At 64.4% G+C, this 16,007-nt stretch carries 13 protein-coding genes and 1 pseudogene; all 14 read right to left on the bottom strand.

Annotated elements, in window-relative coordinates; translation table 11 throughout:
- Window positions 1-68: 68 nt before the first annotated feature.
- On the bottom strand, window positions 69-1,142 hold the full coding sequence (locus tag RDU83_07285; protein ID MDQ7840816.1) for a Fic family protein: 1,074 nt from the start codon (window positions 1,140-1,142) through the stop codon (window positions 69-71).
- The gene (locus RDU83_07280) at window positions 1,139-2,446 is read right to left on the bottom strand and encodes a restriction endonuclease subunit S (GenBank protein ID MDQ7840815.1); all 1,308 of its coding nucleotides are present in this window, start codon (window positions 2,444-2,446) and stop codon (window positions 1,139-1,141) included. The genes RDU83_07285 and RDU83_07280 overlap by 4 nt, the downstream gene beginning before the upstream one ends.
- Before the next feature lie 110 nt (window positions 2,447-2,556).
- On the bottom strand, window positions 2,557-3,132 hold the full coding sequence (locus RDU83_07275) for a nucleotidyltransferase family protein (protein MDQ7840814.1): 576 nt from the start codon (window positions 3,130-3,132) through the stop codon (window positions 2,557-2,559).
- Entirely contained in the window at window positions 3,129-4,046 is a 918-nt protein-coding gene (locus RDU83_07270) for a nucleotidyl transferase AbiEii/AbiGii toxin family protein (GenBank protein MDQ7840813.1), read from the bottom strand. Before RDU83_07270 ends, RDU83_07275 begins: the two co-directional genes overlap by 4 nt.
- Window positions 4,043-4,645: a type IV toxin-antitoxin system AbiEi family antitoxin domain-containing protein gene (locus RDU83_07265; protein ID MDQ7840812.1), complete on the bottom strand. Its 603-nt coding sequence runs from the start codon at window positions 4,643-4,645 to the stop codon at window positions 4,043-4,045. Before RDU83_07265 ends, RDU83_07270 begins: the two co-directional genes overlap by 4 nt.
- A gap of 65 nt (window positions 4,646-4,710) precedes the next feature.
- The gene (locus tag RDU83_07260) at window positions 4,711-6,780 is read right to left on the bottom strand and encodes a class I SAM-dependent DNA methyltransferase (protein MDQ7840811.1); all 2,070 of its coding nucleotides are present in this window, start codon (window positions 6,778-6,780) and stop codon (window positions 4,711-4,713) included.
- Window positions 6,777-8,570 carry an AAA family ATPase gene (locus RDU83_07255; protein MDQ7840810.1) on the bottom strand — a complete coding sequence of 598 codons (1,794 nt, stop codon included), beginning with the start codon at window positions 8,568-8,570 and terminating at the stop codon, window positions 6,777-6,779. Before RDU83_07255 ends, RDU83_07260 begins: the two co-directional genes overlap by 4 nt.
- Before the next feature lie 115 nt (window positions 8,571-8,685).
- Window positions 8,686-10,161 carry a DUF262 domain-containing protein gene (locus RDU83_07250; GenBank protein MDQ7840809.1) on the bottom strand — a complete coding sequence of 492 codons (1,476 nt, stop codon included), beginning with the start codon at window positions 10,159-10,161 and terminating at the stop codon, window positions 8,686-8,688.
- 181 nt (window positions 10,162-10,342) lie between these two features.
- Window positions 10,343-11,068, bottom strand: coding sequence for a hypothetical protein (locus RDU83_07245; protein MDQ7840808.1), 726 nt, complete (start codon window positions 11,066-11,068; stop codon window positions 10,343-10,345).
- Window positions 11,069-11,233: 165 nt separating this feature from the next.
- Complete coding sequence (locus tag RDU83_07240) at window positions 11,234-12,922, bottom strand: DUF262 domain-containing protein (protein MDQ7840807.1); 1,689 nt, start codon at window positions 12,920-12,922, stop codon at window positions 11,234-11,236.
- 372 nt (window positions 12,923-13,294) lie between these two features.
- Window positions 13,295-14,495: pseudogene (locus tag RDU83_07235) on the bottom strand (IS91 family transposase).
- A gap of 3 nt (window positions 14,496-14,498) precedes the next feature.
- Window positions 14,499-15,356 carry a site-specific integrase gene (locus RDU83_07230; protein ID MDQ7840806.1) on the bottom strand — a complete coding sequence of 286 codons (858 nt, stop codon included), beginning with the start codon at window positions 15,354-15,356 and terminating at the stop codon, window positions 14,499-14,501.
- A 202-nt stretch (window positions 15,357-15,558) separates the two neighbouring features.
- Complete coding sequence (locus RDU83_07225) at window positions 15,559-15,810, bottom strand: DUF2442 domain-containing protein (GenBank protein MDQ7840805.1); 252 nt, start codon at window positions 15,808-15,810, stop codon at window positions 15,559-15,561.
- Between the two features lie 9 nt (window positions 15,811-15,819).
- Window positions 15,820-16,007 (bottom strand): DUF4160 domain-containing protein (locus tag RDU83_07220; protein ID MDQ7840804.1); only part of this gene is annotated, 188 nt, incomplete at its 5' end.

Here is a 16,007-nt window from a genome sequence, read left to right as displayed (position 1 = left end):
GGCAGGATTCCGCGAGCAGGCGTCACAGCCCCCTGTCGCAGCGTGTCACAGCTCGCTGTCACAGCTTGTCACAGCTTCTTCCCCGGTCCCAGGATCGCCTCCGCGAGCCGGTAGTGTCGAGTTGGGTCCGTCGGTCCCGTGCCCCGCTCCGCGAGCAAACCCTTGCCCACCATCGCTTTGAGGTCCCGCTGGAGCGTCCGCCGGTTCGCCCTGGGGCAGAGGGCCTGGTACTCCTGGATCGTGAGCCGGCCGTGTTCGAGCACGTGGCCGAGGGCGAGCGCCTGCCGCTCCGAGAGGCCGTGCTCGCGCGCCAGCACATCCCCTCGGATGGCCCGCTCGCCGCGCGCCTGCACCTCGCTGAGCTGGGTGGCGAGCCCCTCGGTGAAGTACTCGAGCCACCCGGTCAGGTCCATGTCCCGCTCGCGCACGCTCTGGATGGCCCGGTAGAAGGCCGGCCGGTCGCGGTCGTAGTACTCGCTGATCGTGAAGAGCCGCTTGAAGTCGTAGCCCGCCCGGTAGAGGCAGAGCGTCGAGAGCAGGCGCGAGGCGCGGCCGTTGCCGTCCAGGAACGGGTGGATGTGGGCGAGCTGGAACTGGGCGACGCCGCTTGCGAGCACGGGATGCACTTCCCGCTCCTCGTTCAGCCACGCCACGAGCTCCTGCATGAGGATCGGCACGTCGTGGGCCGGAGGCGGCGTGTAGACGACCTCCTTCGTGGCCGAGTTGACGACGTAGTTCTGCACGCGGCGGTACTCGCCCGGGGCGGCCGCGCCTCCGCGCACGCCCTCGACGAGCCGCTTGTGGATCTCGCGGATGAGCCCCTCGCTGATCGGCCCGCCGCTGCCGAGATACTGCGACACGAATTCGAAGGCTCCGCGGTAGTTGAGAAGCTCCCGGACGTCGTCCGGGTCGGCCTCCGGAACCCGCTCGCCGGCCCACAGGCGCTCGGCCTGCTCGAGCGTGAGCCGCGTCCCCTCGATATGCGTTGTGTGGTGCGCCTCGAGGACGAGCGCCCGCTCGCCCATCCGGCGAATCCACTCCTCCGAGAGCTTGGCCGCCTCGAGGAACCCGCGCGCCCGTTCGATCCGCGTCAGCGCCGCGGTGATCGGGTGCGAGATGGTGAAGCGGGGGGCAAAGCTCATGCGGCGTGCTCCCGGACGTCGATCTTGCCGGTGACGGCGGCGGAGATGAGGGCGGTGCGGAGCTCCTTGAGGCGGTCGAGGGCGGCGCGGACCTTGGCCACAAGGGCATCGATCCTCGGTGTTTCTTGCTTAACGTATGACTGAATCTGCGATTGCGTTGCTAGCGAGGGTACAGGCAATACGAGTGAACGCCACGTGGACATGTTGAAACTCTCGATGATGTCGCCAAATCCGATCAGCGACTGCGCTGCCTGTGAAAGCATGAGCAACGCGTACCCTGTCGCGAGTTCTGGAGCGAGCTTCACTCGCTGCACTACGTTCGTGTAGATCGAACCTGGCTCGGGCAGGTGAACGTACGGCGTCCCGTTCCTCGTCACCAGCAGGTCACCCGGTTCGGTACGGCGGTTCACCGGGAAGCGATCAAATGTCGAGCGCATGGGATTGCGTTGGCAGGAATAGAGCAGCTCACCGCCATCGTGCCAGTAGCTGCGATCGATCACCTCACCGGCGTTCGAGGATGTAATCAGCCAGGCGAACTTCCTTGTTGTCCAATGCGCCGGAATCTCCCCCAGCCACTCGACGTCGGAGTCCTTCATGGGGACGTTCGGGTCGAGGCCCTTGGTGACGGCCCTGGTGATGAGGGCGGTGCGCTTCTCCTGGAGCAGCTCGATCAGCCGCTCCTTCTTCGCCACCAGCGCATCGATCCTCGCCGTCTCCCGGTCGAGGAAGGCGGCGATGGCGCGTTGCTCGGGGATGGGTGGCACCGCCAACCGAAACGTCCCCATCTCGCTCTCGTTGATGGCGGGGTAGCTGACACCAACCGAATGAGCCACGACCCGGTCAACGAAATACGGCGCTCTAAGCGCGTAGGCGGCGAAGGTCGTTTCCAAGCCGCGTCGTGGTCTCACCACTGCGAAACCAGTCGATACCACGAGGTTCGACTCGGGCTCGACGATTGGGGCGATGGCGCGCAGGTACGTACGAACGGTCGAGACGATAACATCGCCAGCGCGGACCATCCTTCTTGCCCGCGAAGGCGCTTTCGCGAAGATTAGAGGCTCCTTGCCGAGGATGCCGCGAGTACTGTCGACACTGCTGATGTCGACGTACACCATATCGAAATCAGGGTCGGTGTTCTCTGGAAGTGCTTCCTCGTTGAGCGACGCCAGGTACTTCAGGCGTCCTACTTCCCAATGCGCCGGAATCTCCCCCAGCCACTCGACTCCGGAGTCCTTGTATGCCGGGTAGGGCTTGAAGCGGCGCTGGGCGGCGGCGATGGAGATCGCAGGTGCAGCGCGGTTCATCGCTTCACTCCTCGCCGGGCTGAGATACAAGGTCGAAGCTCATCCCAGAGGTATAGTTGCGAACCGACGCCACCGCATCGAGGATGTACTGGATGCGAAATCGCCAGCTTCTAGGCTGCACGAACCGCCTCGCTGAGGATCGTCTGGCGGAGTGCTGGATGCAACGCATCGCGCGTCACGAGATCCACACGCCGGCCAAGTAGCTCCGAAAGGCGGCGCTGCAGACGAGCAAAGGCAAAGACGCCCACGCGCGCCCCCGGGGCAAACTCGACCAGGATATCCACATCGCTGTCAGAATGCTCTTCGCCCCGTACTGCCGAGCCGAAGACGTAGAGCGCCGCCACGGAGAAGTCGTTGAGGAGGTCCCTGTTTTCCCGCAGGACCCCCAGTGTGTCTTCATGAGCCATGGTTCCTACCTCCTCGCCTGCGGTAGTCATGGCGCCATCGCCTCCAGGTACGGTCGGATCACCGTGCGGGCACGGCAAACCTCCCGCGGTGCGCAGGATCTCATCCACGCTGGCCAGGCGCGAGCGCAGTACCTCGCGCAGGGCTTCGGCGGCCACGTCGAGGCCGATCATATTCCGATGCGCCGGAATCTCCCACACCCATTCGATGCCCGAGTCCTTGTACGCCGGATACGGCTTGAACCGCCGGGGGTCGCTCTCCGGCGCATGATGCGAGGTCATCGCCACGGCCCTCCCGGTGCCCATGTCCCTGTGGTCGGATCGCCGCGCCGGAGGTCGTCCAAGATCGGAAGGAGGAACGGCCTGAGCACGTTCAGGATCTCCCCACCCGCCTCCGGTCCGACCTCGAGACCCGCCCGCCGCGCGAAGGCGCGGATGTGTGGAGCGCGGACGGGGTCCTCCCAGTACGCTGCGGTCAGCCCGAGCGGCTCCTCCTTCGGAATGGGCGTCCGCCGCCTCTCGAATGTCCTGCGGATGGAGTCCGCGAGAGTCGCTCCGTCGAACTCGAATCGGCTCGCCAGATGACGGATGTCGAAGAAGTCCTTGATGCGGCTGTTGCGGTCTCCGAGGACGACGATCGCTTCCAGTTTCTCGGCGATCACGGACTCCGGCGCATAGGCGAGCACCTCGGGCGCCGGGAAATCCAGCAGCGATGGATACGCAAGCGACCGTGGCGGAGGCCAGACAGGGTCCCCGACGCCGAGATCGATCTGGAGCGTCACCCGGGCGCTGCCACACCGGGCGAGCAGCGTGACGCGCGTCCCGGCGTACTCGTCCTCGGGGCGAATTGCCTCGAGTCGGAGCGAGGCGGGCTCAAAGGCGAGTCCGTCCGGTTCGACTTCGGTCGCGCACACTGCCTCGACATCCGCCCGGATCGCCTCCGTAGAGCCATCCCCTTGCCGCAGCAGGTCGAGGTCCCGCGTCGCTCGATAGGGCTGGTCGGACCACACGCGCAGGAGCATCGCCCCTTTGAGCACGAAGCGGCTGCGGACGCTCGAGACCCCGAGCCGGTAGAGAAACCGCTCGCAGACAAAGGCGGTGAGAAGCACCTGATAGTCGTCGCCCGTTCGCCTGGCTCGTTCCAGAAGGCGGGCCAGAACGGAAGCGGGAAGGTTGCGAGTCTGCTTGGGGCTCACGAGACCGCGTCCAGATAGGGCCGCATCACCCGGCTCACCCGGCAGATCCTGGCGAATCGGGCGAGATCCCCGGCGCCGCCGCGATGACGGTGGGTGAAATCCTTGAGCGCTTCGACCGCCACGTCGATGCCGATCTTGTTGCGGTACTTGAAGCAGTCCGCCACCGTCTTGGAGGCCGAGTAGATACGAACGTCGACGCCCTCGATCCTGTGCGTCTCAATCCCCGCGGTGAGCGCCGCCCCGGAGAAGCGGGTGACGCGCAGGCGCGGATCGTCGAGCCGCGGGCGCCGGGCCTTCTCGGGGAGGGCGATCCAGACCTCGGGGGGGATCTGGGTCGTGAGCTCGTGGAAGCGCAGCGCCGTCAGCAGGCAGACCACCCCGTTCGGGACGCGCTTCGCGACCTGCGCCAGCGCATGCTCGGCCGTGTAGGGATGATCGCTGGCGACGTAGACTCCGCGGGCCCGGCGCTCCAGGAGGCCCTCCGCGACGAGCTGGTAAAGTCGCGCTCGCGGGATGCCGCGGGCCTCGAAGTCCGCCGGACGCACAACGCCCAGCCGCTTGACAAGGGCGAGGATCTGGTGGTCTGGGGAGGAAGCCATCTCAACGAACAGCATACATAACGTCGGTATATGTGCGCAATCCCCGACGTTTTGTTACGGGCGGGTTACGTCCCACCCGTCACCTCCGCCAGCATCCGCACGATGTCCTTCTCGGCGGCACGGATGTCGGCCTCAATCTCCTCGAGCGGGCGCGGCGGCGTGTACTTGTAGAAGTAGCGGTTGAAGTTGATCTCGTAACCGACGACGCCCACCTGACTGTCCTTCTCGTCGCGCTTGGAAGTATCGATCCAGGCGTCGGGGACGTGGGGCTTCACCTCGCGCTCGAAGAAGGCCTCGACGCTCTCGGAAAGCGGGACGCTCTCGGTGTCGCGCAGCTCGGGGTCGGGCTCGGGATTGCCATCTTTGTCGCGGCAGATGGCGGCGGTCTCGTCGCGGTCGGAGAGGGCGGAGAGGACCGCCTTCCTGGCCGGGGCCGGCAGCTTGAGGCCGCTCTTCTTGGCGGCGGCGTCGAGCACGCTCTCGAACTCGTCCCGGTCCTTGAAGAGGGTGCCGGGCAGAGTCCGCAGGAGCCTGCGGATCGCCTCCTGCTGGGCCCGGCCTTCGGCCTGCTCCTTGGCGCCCGCGGCGCCCTTCTTCTTCGATTGCGCGAGGCCCTGAAAGGCCTTCTCCTCTTCGAGCCGGGCGATGCGCTCGCGGCTCGCCTGGAAGTTGAGCTTGAGCGGGCGCTCGACAGTGATCTTCCGGAAGCCGAAATGGGTGGTGGGGAAGATCTTGACGTGTTCGCCCTCCTTGAAGTCGCGCAGCAGGTGGAGGATCTCGCCGGCCTTCTCCAGCGGAATCTCGCGGCGCTTGTCCCCGAGGCTCTTGCGCATCGGTACCCAGAACGACGTGGCGTCGATGAGCTGGACCTTGCCCTTGCGTTCCGGGGCCTTGCGGTTCGTGAGCACCCAGACGTAGGTGGCGATGCCGGTGTTGTAAAATAGCTGCTCGGGAAGCGCGATCAGCGCTTCGAGCCAGTCGTTCTCGAGGATCCAGCGACGGATCTCGCTCTCGCCGCTCCGGGCATCGCCCGTGAAGAGCGGTGAGCCGTTCATGATGATCGCCACGCGCGAACCGCCGTCCTTGGACTCCTTCCGATGCGCCAGCATGTGGAGCAGGAAGAGGATCTGACCGTCGCTGATCCGCGGGAGCCCGGGGGCGAACCGACCGGCGGCGCCGCGCTCGTGCTCGGCGCGCACGGCCTCCTCGTCGCGCTTCCAGTCCTTGCCGTACGGCGGGTTCGCGATCAGGTAGTCGAACGCTCGGCCGGTCTGGCGGTCGTTCGACAGGGTGCTACCGAACGCGATGTTGTCGGCGTCCCGGCCGGTCGGGTCCTTCATGAAGAGATCCGACTTCGACACCGCCCACGTCTCGGGGTTCACTTCCTGGCCAAAGAGGTGGATGTCGGCCTCCGGATTGATCGGTGGCCGGATGACCTCGCCGTTCCGGCGAACTCCGACCGTGATGTGCTCCTTCGTGATCATGAGCATCCCGCCCGAGCCGCAGCAGGGATCGTAGACGGAGCGGCCGGCGCCCTTCTTGCGGATGCCAGTTTCGTCGCCGGCGAGCATGAGGTCTACCATCAGGTGCACCACGTCGCGCGGCGTAAAGTGCTCGCCAGGATTCTCGTCCAGCGCCTCGTTGAACTTGCGGATCAGCTCCTCGAAGATCGTCCCCATGGTTGGGTTATCGATCCCATCGGGATGCAGGTCGATGTTCTTGAAGCGCTCGAGCACCTGGAACAGCAGCCCGGCCTCGTCCAGCTTGCTGATGGTGTTGTCGAAGTCGAACTTCTCCAGCACCTCGCGCATGTTCGGGCTGAACCCCGCGATGTAGTTGCGCAGGTTCGTGGCCACGTGCGGGGCGTCGGCGAGGAGCTTCTCGAAGTCGTAGCGGGACGTGTTGTAGAAGGCGAAGCCGGAGGCCTTGCGGAGCTGGCCTCCTGGATCCCCGAGCTTGCCTCTGAACCTCGCCTGCGTCTCCAGCACCTTCGCCTTGGTGGGCGCGAGCACGCAGTCGAGCCGCCGCAGGACCGTCAGCGGCAGGATGACGTCCTGGTACTTGCCGCGCTTGAACGTGTCGCGGATCAGGTCCGCGACGCCCCAGATGAAGCTGACGATCTCGCTATGGTTCACGGGTTCGGCTCCTTAGGAACGCGTGTGCTGGCTTCACTGTCAGCGGGTGGGCCGTCTAACCGTCTCTGGGGATGAGCCGCGAGTGAAGCGATTCGGCTCGATCCCCGGGTTAGAGCGACGCCCCCTCGCCCTGGGGCGTCATCTGCAGCTCGCTGCTTCCAGTAGTCAGCATCAACCCTGAGATGCGCAAGGCGCGTGGGGTCAATCCAGTCGAGGAAGCAAGACGCGACCTTCCAGCCGCCCGCGAAGTTGCGGGTGTGAATCAGCGTGCACTTCTTGCGCGTGCGAGTCAGTCCGACGATGAACTTGCAGATCTCGAGATCCTTGATCGACTGGGGATCGTGGGGCAACTCGCCGTCATGCAGCCCGACCATGTACACGTGCTGGGCCGAGAGGCCTTTAGCCCCTTCGAACGAGGTGACCTTGATGCTGGGCCGAAGCTCCCCCTCGCCCTGCGGCGCCGCCCCCTCCGTTTGCTGAGGCAACTCGTTCGCTTCAGCTTCTGCAAGGACGTGCTTGCGATAGTCGACGGGAATTGAGTCCGCGAGCAACGTCAGGTTATCCGCCGTCGCGCGGACGGCGTCGCCCAGAAACGCGGGCCTGTCGGCTGCAAGGATGATTCGCCATCCAAGGTTGGACTCGGCATTCGACTTCAGAATCGCGAGACCCGTTTCACGAGTCAGCCTACCTTCTGAGTCGCGCTTCGTGTCCACCTCATACCCCGCATCCTCCAAGTGCCGGACTATCTGATCCCGGTAGGGCTGGGCGACGATCACGAGCGCCGTTGGGTAGCCTCCGTTGAGCGACTCCTGGATCTCGTCATCTGGAATCTGACCGATTTCCTGAGCGATGTATTGTCCCATGTAGTTTGCGGTCTGCCGCTGCACCGTTGTCTCGACTTCGTCGATGAGTGGGTACTTCGCGCTGTCAGAGCCCTTCACCGGCGGGAAGTGCTTGTACGGTTTGTCGATGCGGCCAGCAAGCCGGTCGAGTTCATTGGCCCGTGTGATGATGTCATTGACGGCATCGACCACCACCTTGGGACAGCGCATGCAGAATGGAAGCTTGTGAACCTCGTAGTCGCCCGCGTCGTTCAGAAGTCGGATGTGATCCCAGCTCGCATCGCGTAGCTGGCTGTACAACGCCTGGTCGTCATCGCCGGCAATCACAATCGGGCTAGTCTCCGCCAGGGAATCGATCACCCCTGCCTCCATGGCGTTGAAATCCTGGTACTCGTCAATCAGAACGAGCTGAAACGAATCGACAGGGGCGTGGCCGACCTTGAGCCCCTGATACGCTCTGTAGACCGTGTCATCGAAGTCGGCGGCGTCGTAGTACACCCCTCGCTCCAGGTAGAACCGCATGTCGTCGTCATCAGCCAGTGCGCGCATCTTGCCCACGAAGCGGGGCGCGTCCTCACCATGGATGATCTTGTAGTCATCTGCGATCAGGCCTGCAAGCCCCGGGCGACACGTGAAGTCCTCCGACAGCGGTCCCCTGAGCGCAGGATGCCGATAGAGCAAGCCCAGACAGTACGAGTGCAGGGTGTAGACCTGAGCCATCTCACCGAGGTCGTCCTTGAGGTCGTCTTTCAGGGTGTTGATGAAGGTGAGGACGATTCGCTCGTCACGACCTCCCGGGGACAACTCGAGCAGCCACTTGAACAGTGTCGTTTTCCCGGTACCGGGTCCGGCAATGACCAACTTCTTGCGGCTGGATGAGGCAAGCACCGCCTCGATGGCTGCCTGGAGTTCCGCCTCTTCGGCCGAGTGGTCTGCCTCTTCCGACACTAGTCCCCCTCGACTGGTGGCGTTCGCTCTAACGTTCGCCATCAGCGGCTGGAGAAAGCAAGCGAAGCGCCGCTTTCGACAGTCCGTTGCATGGCGGGGTTAGGCGGCATGTGCCCTATAGGTTCTCAAGCATCTCCTTCAAACCCTTGAGGAGACGGATCTGAGCCGCCAGTAACTCGTCGGGTCCGCACTCTCCGAGAGCGTCCTTACCAGTGTACTTCTCGAAAACCGCCCCCGCTCGTTTGCGTTTCTTGGCCGCATCGGCTTCGTTGCCATGATCGAGGTCATGGCGCAAGTGGGTGCGAAGAAACTTGACGTCCATCGAGAAGTTCGGCGGTGGGCTCGGTAGACGTTTGCAGTCACCAGACCCTTCATAGACGAGGAAATACAGATTGTCTACAAACGCGCCGAAATCGCCTTCACCCTGGCAGGCCTTACCGAGCGCCTTAAGGGCCTTGGACGATCGGGTTGTCATCTTAAAGGTGTCGACGCCCCCCACCGCGGCCGCCTTCTCGTTGACGACGTACACCAGATCCGACACCTCGCTCGCAAGGCCGGCCACGGGCGCACCCGCTTTCGCTTGTGCTCGAATTACAGGAGCGAACAAGGGGTCGAAGGCCGCGAGATTCCGGGTTAGAACTTCGAGGCGCTCTCGAATGGAGTCGGCACCAGTCGAGCCATAGCTGATAGCCTCCTGGTATCGGAGGAGGTCCGCGTTGGTGGCCTTTGAACCCTTTTCGACCTCACGAGTCAGGTCGCTAAAGAACTGCTTAAGGAAGGCCCCGAACTTGGGCGCGGTCGTCTTCGGCACGCCCGCGCGAACCACCGCCGATGCTAACATGCATACGGATAATACGCTCGCTCGGTTACGAAGGAACTGCGCCTGATCTGGCTTGACTGCGGTCAGATACTGAAGGACAGCCTTCATCCGCTTCGCCGTGTCACCAACACGGCTGAATGAGGTGTTCTCGCGTAGGAAGTTGTTGAGCTGCGCAAAGCGCATTTGAGGCAGGACGCCCCGGGCTTCAACAAAAAGCCACTTAGATGCAATGTCGAAATGGGCGTAGCGCGTGTCCCGAACACCGATGCGGCGTCCGAAGAACTCCTGATCAGCGACCCAATGCGCGAAATCACGTGCCTCGCCGCTTACTGCATTGAGCTTTTCGGCTGTAGTCAGGGGAGTGCCGAGTTGGAGGCGAACAAATAGTTCCTTAAGGTCCTCGTCGCTCGTGTCCTCGAGCTCTTCGATATCGAGTTCGAAATCGTCGAAGTCATCGGAGTGCTGCGGTTTGAGCTTGGCGTACGTCGGGCCGCCAAAAGCCTTTGTCGTGTCGTTTGCGAGGAGCAACTTGTTGTCGTAGAACTCCCAAACGGCGCTCAACCGCTGCTGCCCGTCGACGCACTCGTAGCTCGACTCGTCCACCTTGCGAAAGTAGAACTTCGGAAGATGCCAGCCCCTAAGAATCGTGTCGATGAGGAGGCGCTTCTGATCGAGCGTCCAGACCTCTTCACGCTGAAAGTCGGGCATCTCGATCCGATCCCGGCGTTTATACAGCTTGTCGAGTGCTCTGCGGCGCAACTCCATTTTCATATGAGCGTCCTCGAGTTCCGAGCAGTTTAGATGAACCGAGACCTATGTGGTGCCGCCTACCGGCCTCGAGCTGAGCCACCTGGACAGCCCAGGACTGGTATCGCGCAAACGCTAACCGTGGCTGGCGAGGCTGGCTCCAGCGAGTCGTTAGGTAGTACACAGATCGCCTACGATTCGCGAGCTAGCGGGACTTCTGCGGGTACGCACATAGTTCCTTCATGAGACAGTCAGGACAGCGAGGCTGGCTGGCGACGCACACGCTCTTCCCAAGCCGGTAAAGCGGCCGATCAAGAGACCACGGGTTTTCAGGATGCATCCTTCGAGTTGCGTCGACCGCTTCTTGCGCTCGGTCCGCGGTGATCTCAGTGCCTGTGAGGAGACGGCCGAGGACTCGGCGAACGTGGACGTCCGCCTTGACATCGCCTTTCCCGCGAAGAATGCCCACGTCGTTGAGGGCCCCGACAACCATCCTGGAGATCTGCTCGCCGACGCCCAGGTCGTTAAGGCGGTACAGGGTTGCATCGATGGACTGATTGTCCCAGATAGTTCGTACGTCACTACCATACTGACCCACTATCCTCTTTCCAATAGTGAACACGCGTTCGTGACCTTTGGGGAATCGGTGTAGGGAATACTCCTGCCGTCTGGAGTTCCATTCCTCAAGGGACCCGGATGTGATCGTCCCCCAGAGATCGTCTGGATCGGCGAGTATCTGCTCCGCAAGCCTTCTTGCATTGGCCCACGCGGTCTCGGCCCGGACTTGGTAGTCGAGGATGCAGGCAAGGAGAAACTTGTTGGCGTCCTTGCGGGAGAGGGGCTGGCCAGGGACTAGCCAGTCCCAGAAAGTAAGGTCACTGTCCCGATTGGCGAGGAGAGCTTTCGCAACGCGATGTTCGTGTGTTGGCACGTGTCGAGACCTCGGAGGTGTGGTGCCGTCTGCTGTGCTGCCTAACGTCTTGGTGAACGGCGGGCCAGCACGACGGAAAGCAATGGCACGGCGCTTATGGCCCGTCCGTTCCACCTAAAGTTAGGCGCGGCTATCTCCAATATGCTGGTTTTCGCTCTCCGTTTATCAGTCCATCCCCAACCAGTCATTGATCGACTCTGCTAGCCGCTCGGCGCGCCACTGGCGAAACTCCTCGTACCGACCGGGCTTTAGTTTATCGCCTGCCGGATCGCCGAAGAACTGGACGGCGGCGAGCTTGCGTTGGTCCGGCGTCAGCATGCTGAGAACCTCCTCCGGCTGTTTGTCGCCAAACTCCGAGTTGCTCGACCGGCTCAGCAGCGCGTAGTTCGCAGGACTGTTCGCGTGGTTGGGATTGTCAACGACATCGGCCAACACCCGGCGAGCAAAGATGTGGTGGACCGTTAGGTCACCCCCAGGAAGACCAAGATTCCCGGCGCGAGCCAGCGCATCCATCGGATCGCTGCTCAACCAGTCTTTGGCCTCTTTGCCGACAAGCCATGCGTGCATTACTTGCGTCGCGGGCCCCCACGGTTGCGCGAATGAGTTGAGTTCGTCCGCACGGATTCGGCGCTTTTCATCTCGCTTCAGCGCATCCATGAGCGCTGTGGCAGGCTCCCGCTTGGATTCCCGGATCGCACGATGGAACCGGTTGATAGTGGTTTCGACCGACCCCCGGAACACGCCGCGGAGTGCGGTTAGGCTGAGCCAGCGCCGATACAACTGCTCGGCGTCCGCGCTTAGCTTGAACTCCGCCTTGTCCAAAGCCGCGGCCAGCACGATGACCGCGTTCGCGGACGGCAGCAAGGCGCGACGCGACCACCCCATCCGTTCATCGACAAAGCAGAGCGACTTGTCGATTGCGCGTTCGGTCGCGCGCCACGACTCCCGTAACGACCGACCATGCTGCGCGGGCGCGTCCATCCAATCGGGTTTGAGCTTGCTGAATTGTGCGGACTCTCGGTGGAAGACGACGAGTGCGCGGAAGGCGAATGAGAAGCCGAACCCAAGTCGCTGCGGACGCTCCCCAGTGACAAACTCTCGCATGCTCGTCAGGACATCGACGGCATGTCCACGCGCAAGCTCAGCGGCCCGCACGTCTCCTTGGCTGAGCGCGCTGCCGCCCTTGTTTAGCCTGCTGAATACTTCGACTGCCTCCTTGTCCCCCACGTCGTAGACCGTGGTGCATGGCACCTGTTGGTTGAGCATCTCGCAAGCCCGGTCGAACCGCGCGAGCGTCGTAGCCACGCGCTTCGCGTTCCAGCCTGGGATCAGTCGGAGAGTCTCGTCCGTCTGCTTGCGCAGGTCGTGGTCCGGTCCTCCGAACAAGCGAGAAACCTCAATGAGCGCTAAATCGCCGCCCTCCACGCGTCGGGCGACAGACTTGTTGCCCGCGTAGGAGGCAAAGAGTCGAGTGTCTCGCGCCCCCTCCACTTCGGGTGCTTTCAGATCGAGGTAGCAGCGCAGTTCGGCGCCATCCTTGTCTTCACCGCTGTAGAAACCGAATGCCGCTTCCAAGCTCGTCAGCCGCTGCTGGCCGTCGATTAGGTAGCCAACGAACTCGGCTGCGATGCGCTGCTTGCCGTGCGCTTTGGGCTTCGCGTCGCGAGTACCGCCCGCGGGCCTCCACAAGTAGAATCCGCCGATCGGAAATCCCTTGAGCAGGGAGTCCAGCAAATTGCGGATCTTGGCCGACTTCCAGACGAAGTCCCGCTGGAATTGGGGAAGCAGGATCGCTCCACTGTGGAATCCGCGAACCAGTTCGCGCAGGGGACGAGTCGTTGTTTCAGTCCTCATGTCATCGCTCTCCTCCACCACAAATGACGCCTAACGAATAGGGTCTTATCCGGCGTGCCCCAGCGGGCAGGGGCATACGCCGGCGAGCCGAGGGCACGCCGGATAAGACCGGTTGAACTGAACCGCGGGCCCACGGGCTATGGGAATTCTATCCCGGATGCCCCCTGGAGGGAAGCCTGTTGTGGGCGATGGGGGAGGCCCACCGGGGGCGGGGGAGGGGCGACCGGCCCACGGGCGCGGGAAGGCCCGGGGCGGCCAGAGCGCACGCCGGGCCCGTCCCGGCAGAGAGGTGCCCGCCGGCGCCCTGCGGCGGGTGCGGTCGGCAAGCCAGCGCGAGACGGAACGGGCGGCGGCACCCGCGGGGCAGCCATCTCACGAGGAGTCCAGGGGTGGCACGGGGTGCTCCCCCGGCCGGAAGCGGGCGACGGGGTGGAGCCGGCCCTGCGCGCACACGGGACAGCGGGTGAGGTCCACCCCACTCACCCGCAGGATGAGGGCCGCTGCGGACTCGGGGGCTGCGGGCGGGGCTGCGGGCGGCAGGGCGAGGAGGGCCCGGCACCGGGCGAGCTTGGCTGCGCGGCCCCGGTTGGCCAACAGCCCGAAGTGGCGGATGCGCACGAAGCCGTCCGGGACGACGTGGAGGAGGAAGCGGTGCAGGAACGCCTCGGAGGGGAGCGCCATGGTCTTCACCGTGTTGCCGTGGGCGTAGTCTTTCCAGCGGAAGCGCACGACCCCTTCCTCCAGGCTGACGAGGCGGTCGTTGGAAATGGCCACGCGGTGGGTGTATCGGCCGAGATACTCCAGGACCTGCGCGGGGCCGGCGAACGGCGGTTTGGCGTACACCACCCACGCGTGCTCGCGCAGCGCGGCGAGGAACTCGCCGAAGGCCTTGGGGTCGGCCAGGCCCGCCGCGCGGCCGGCGAACGTGAGCTCCCGGCGGTCGAACGCCCGGCGCAAGAGGTCCAAGTATTTGCCCCGGAACACCGCGGCCAGGGCGCGCACCGGGAAGAGGAACCCCCGCTTCGCCGGGAGCCACCGCGCCCCGTCGCGGGCCAACGCGCCGCCGGTGACCACGCAGTGCAGGTGGAGGTGCTGGACCAGAGCCTGCCCCCAGGTGTGGAGGATGGCAATCAGCCCCAGCTCGCCCCCCCAGGTACTTGGGATCCTGCCCGAAGGCGGCGAGCGTGTCCGCTGCGGCCCGGAAGAGGAGAGCGTAGATCACCCGGGGGTTCCCCTGCGCGAGGGCGTTCAGGGCGTGCGGCAGGGTGAAGACGACGTGGAAGTACTCGACCGGCAACAGCTCGGCCCGCCGCGCCGCGAGCCACCGCTCCTTGGCCAGGGTCTGGCACTTCGGGCAGTGCCGGTTGCGACAGGAGTTATAGGCGATCCGGACCGCCCCGCAGACATCGCAGCCTTCCGTATGGCCCCCGAGCGCGGCGGTCCGGCAGGTCGCGATGGCCCGCAGGGCGCGGTGCTGCCCCCGCGTCAGGCGCTGCGCCTGCTGAACCGCCGCTCCATGGGCCCGGACGATGTCGGCGAGCTCGATCCGGCGCGGATCACGCGCCGGGCCCACGGGCTAGGCCCGTGGCGGTACCGTGGACAGGTCGAGCCACTCCAGCGGCGAGGTCGTCCCCAGGAGGGTTCGCCGGGCCAGGTGGAAGTACCGCATCGTGCTGCCGATGTGGCCGTGGCCGAGGAGGCGCTGGATCGTGTGCAGGTCGGTGCCCGCCTCCAGGAGGTGCGTGGCGAAGGCATGGCGCAGGGCGTGGATGCCGCCCTGCTTGGTGATCCCCGCCCGCCCCTTCGCCGCGTAGTAGATCTTCTGGGCCGTCGACGGATCCATGGGCTGCTGCCCTCCGCGGGCCGGGAAGAGCCACAGGGCTGGCCGATACGCCCGCCAGTAGGCGCGGATCTCCTCCAGCAGGCGAGCCGACAGGAGCGTGTAGCGATCCTTGGCCCCCTTGCCCTGCTCCACGCGCAGGCTCATCCGCTGCGAGTCGATGTCGCGGAGCTTCAGCCGCACGACCTCGCTGACCCGCAGGCCCGCGGCGTACGTGGTGACCAGGACAGCCCGCTGCTTGCGATTGACCGTGCTCTCGATCAGGCGCCGCACCTCGTCGGCGCTCAGGATCGCGGGGAGCGTCTGGGGCTGCTTCGGCCCCGGAATCGTGAAGCTGGCCGCCGGCCGGCCCAGGGTCTTGTGGTAGAAGAACCGAAAGCCCTGGACCGCAATGTTGCACGTGCTCCACGAGAGCTGCTCCTCCCGGAGCATGTGGACGAGATAGGCTTGGACCTCCCGATCGGTGAGCTGGTCCGGGGAGCGCCGATAGAACTTGGCCATCCGCGCCACCGCGGCCAGGTAGCTCTCCCGCGTTCGGTCCGCCATCCCCCGCAGGGGCATGTCGTTGTCCATCTGTACCCGTAGCGCCGTCATGATCCACCTCCGGTGTCGGTGTGTCCTGCCCATCGAACACCCACGATGGGTGTTCCCCGGAGGCGATTGTGCTACCGCAGATGGATCGGACGGAAGGACAGCGGGGAGTGCGGGACCTGGGAGGAGGACTCGCGGATGCGACCGAGAGAGCGTAAAGAGCGCTGGCTGTGCCTACCGCGCCAGCGGTTAAGTTCAACTTGAATTAGGCCGCTTCGCCAGATTCGTGGTGTTCATAGAGCGTCTCGGGCGCGATGTCGGCTCCGTTCGGCCACACGACAGTTCCCCCGTCGATGAAGAACCTTCGGAAATAGTCCGGGGCCTTCAGTGGCTCGAAGACCGGACCCTCAAGCCACTGCCAAAAGTCAATCGTCTTCTCCAAGCCGTCGTTGAACGTGAGGTGAATGCGATATCCGCCGCCGTACTCAGCACGTACCACCGATGGAAGATCACCCATGACGATGCCTCACTCCAGGGGCGCAATCCGGTCCAGAGGCCGGCCCGCCCTCATGTTCTGCCAGTTCGCCTCAAGCTCGAGCCGGCGGAGGGACGCCCACTCTCGGATGAGCCGGAGCGCCGTTCCCGACTGGATGTTCCCAGCGATCATCTCGCCCCCAAAGTCGAACTTCGCCTGCTGCCCCTGGTACTCAGCAT

This window comes from bacterium (assembly GCA_031082185.1).
Lineage (GTDB): Bacteria > Sysuimicrobiota > Sysuimicrobiia > Sysuimicrobiales > Humicultoraceae > VGFA01.
The sequence above is the reverse complement of the archived record's forward strand: the minus strand, read 5'-3'. Positions and strand labels throughout refer to the sequence as shown.

Coding starts and splice junctions, on each gene's coding strand:
- RDU83_07230 (MDQ7840806.1), bottom strand. CDS start 15,356: ATGACGGCGCTACGGGTACAGATGGACAACGACATGCCCCTGCGGGGG.
- RDU83_07250 (MDQ7840809.1), bottom strand. CDS start 10,161: ATGAAAATGGAGTTGCGCCGCAGAGCACTCGACAAGCTGTATAAACGC.
- RDU83_07265 (MDQ7840812.1), bottom strand. CDS start 4,645: ATGGCTTCCTCCCCAGACCACCAGATCCTCGCCCTTGTCAAGCGGCTG.
- RDU83_07225 (MDQ7840805.1), bottom strand. CDS start 15,810: ATGGGTGATCTTCCATCGGTGGTACGTGCTGAGTACGGCGGCGGATAT.
- RDU83_07280 (MDQ7840815.1), bottom strand. CDS start 2,446: ATGAACCGCGCTGCACCTGCGATCTCCATCGCCGCCGCCCAGCGCCGC.
- RDU83_07240 (MDQ7840807.1), bottom strand. CDS start 12,922: ATGAGGACTGAAACAACGACTCGTCCCCTGCGCGAACTGGTTCGCGGA.
- RDU83_07275 (MDQ7840814.1), bottom strand. CDS start 3,132: ATGACCTCGCATCATGCGCCGGAGAGCGACCCCCGGCGGTTCAAGCCG.
- RDU83_07285 (MDQ7840816.1), bottom strand. CDS start 1,142: ATGAGCTTTGCCCCCCGCTTCACCATCTCGCACCCGATCACCGCGGCG.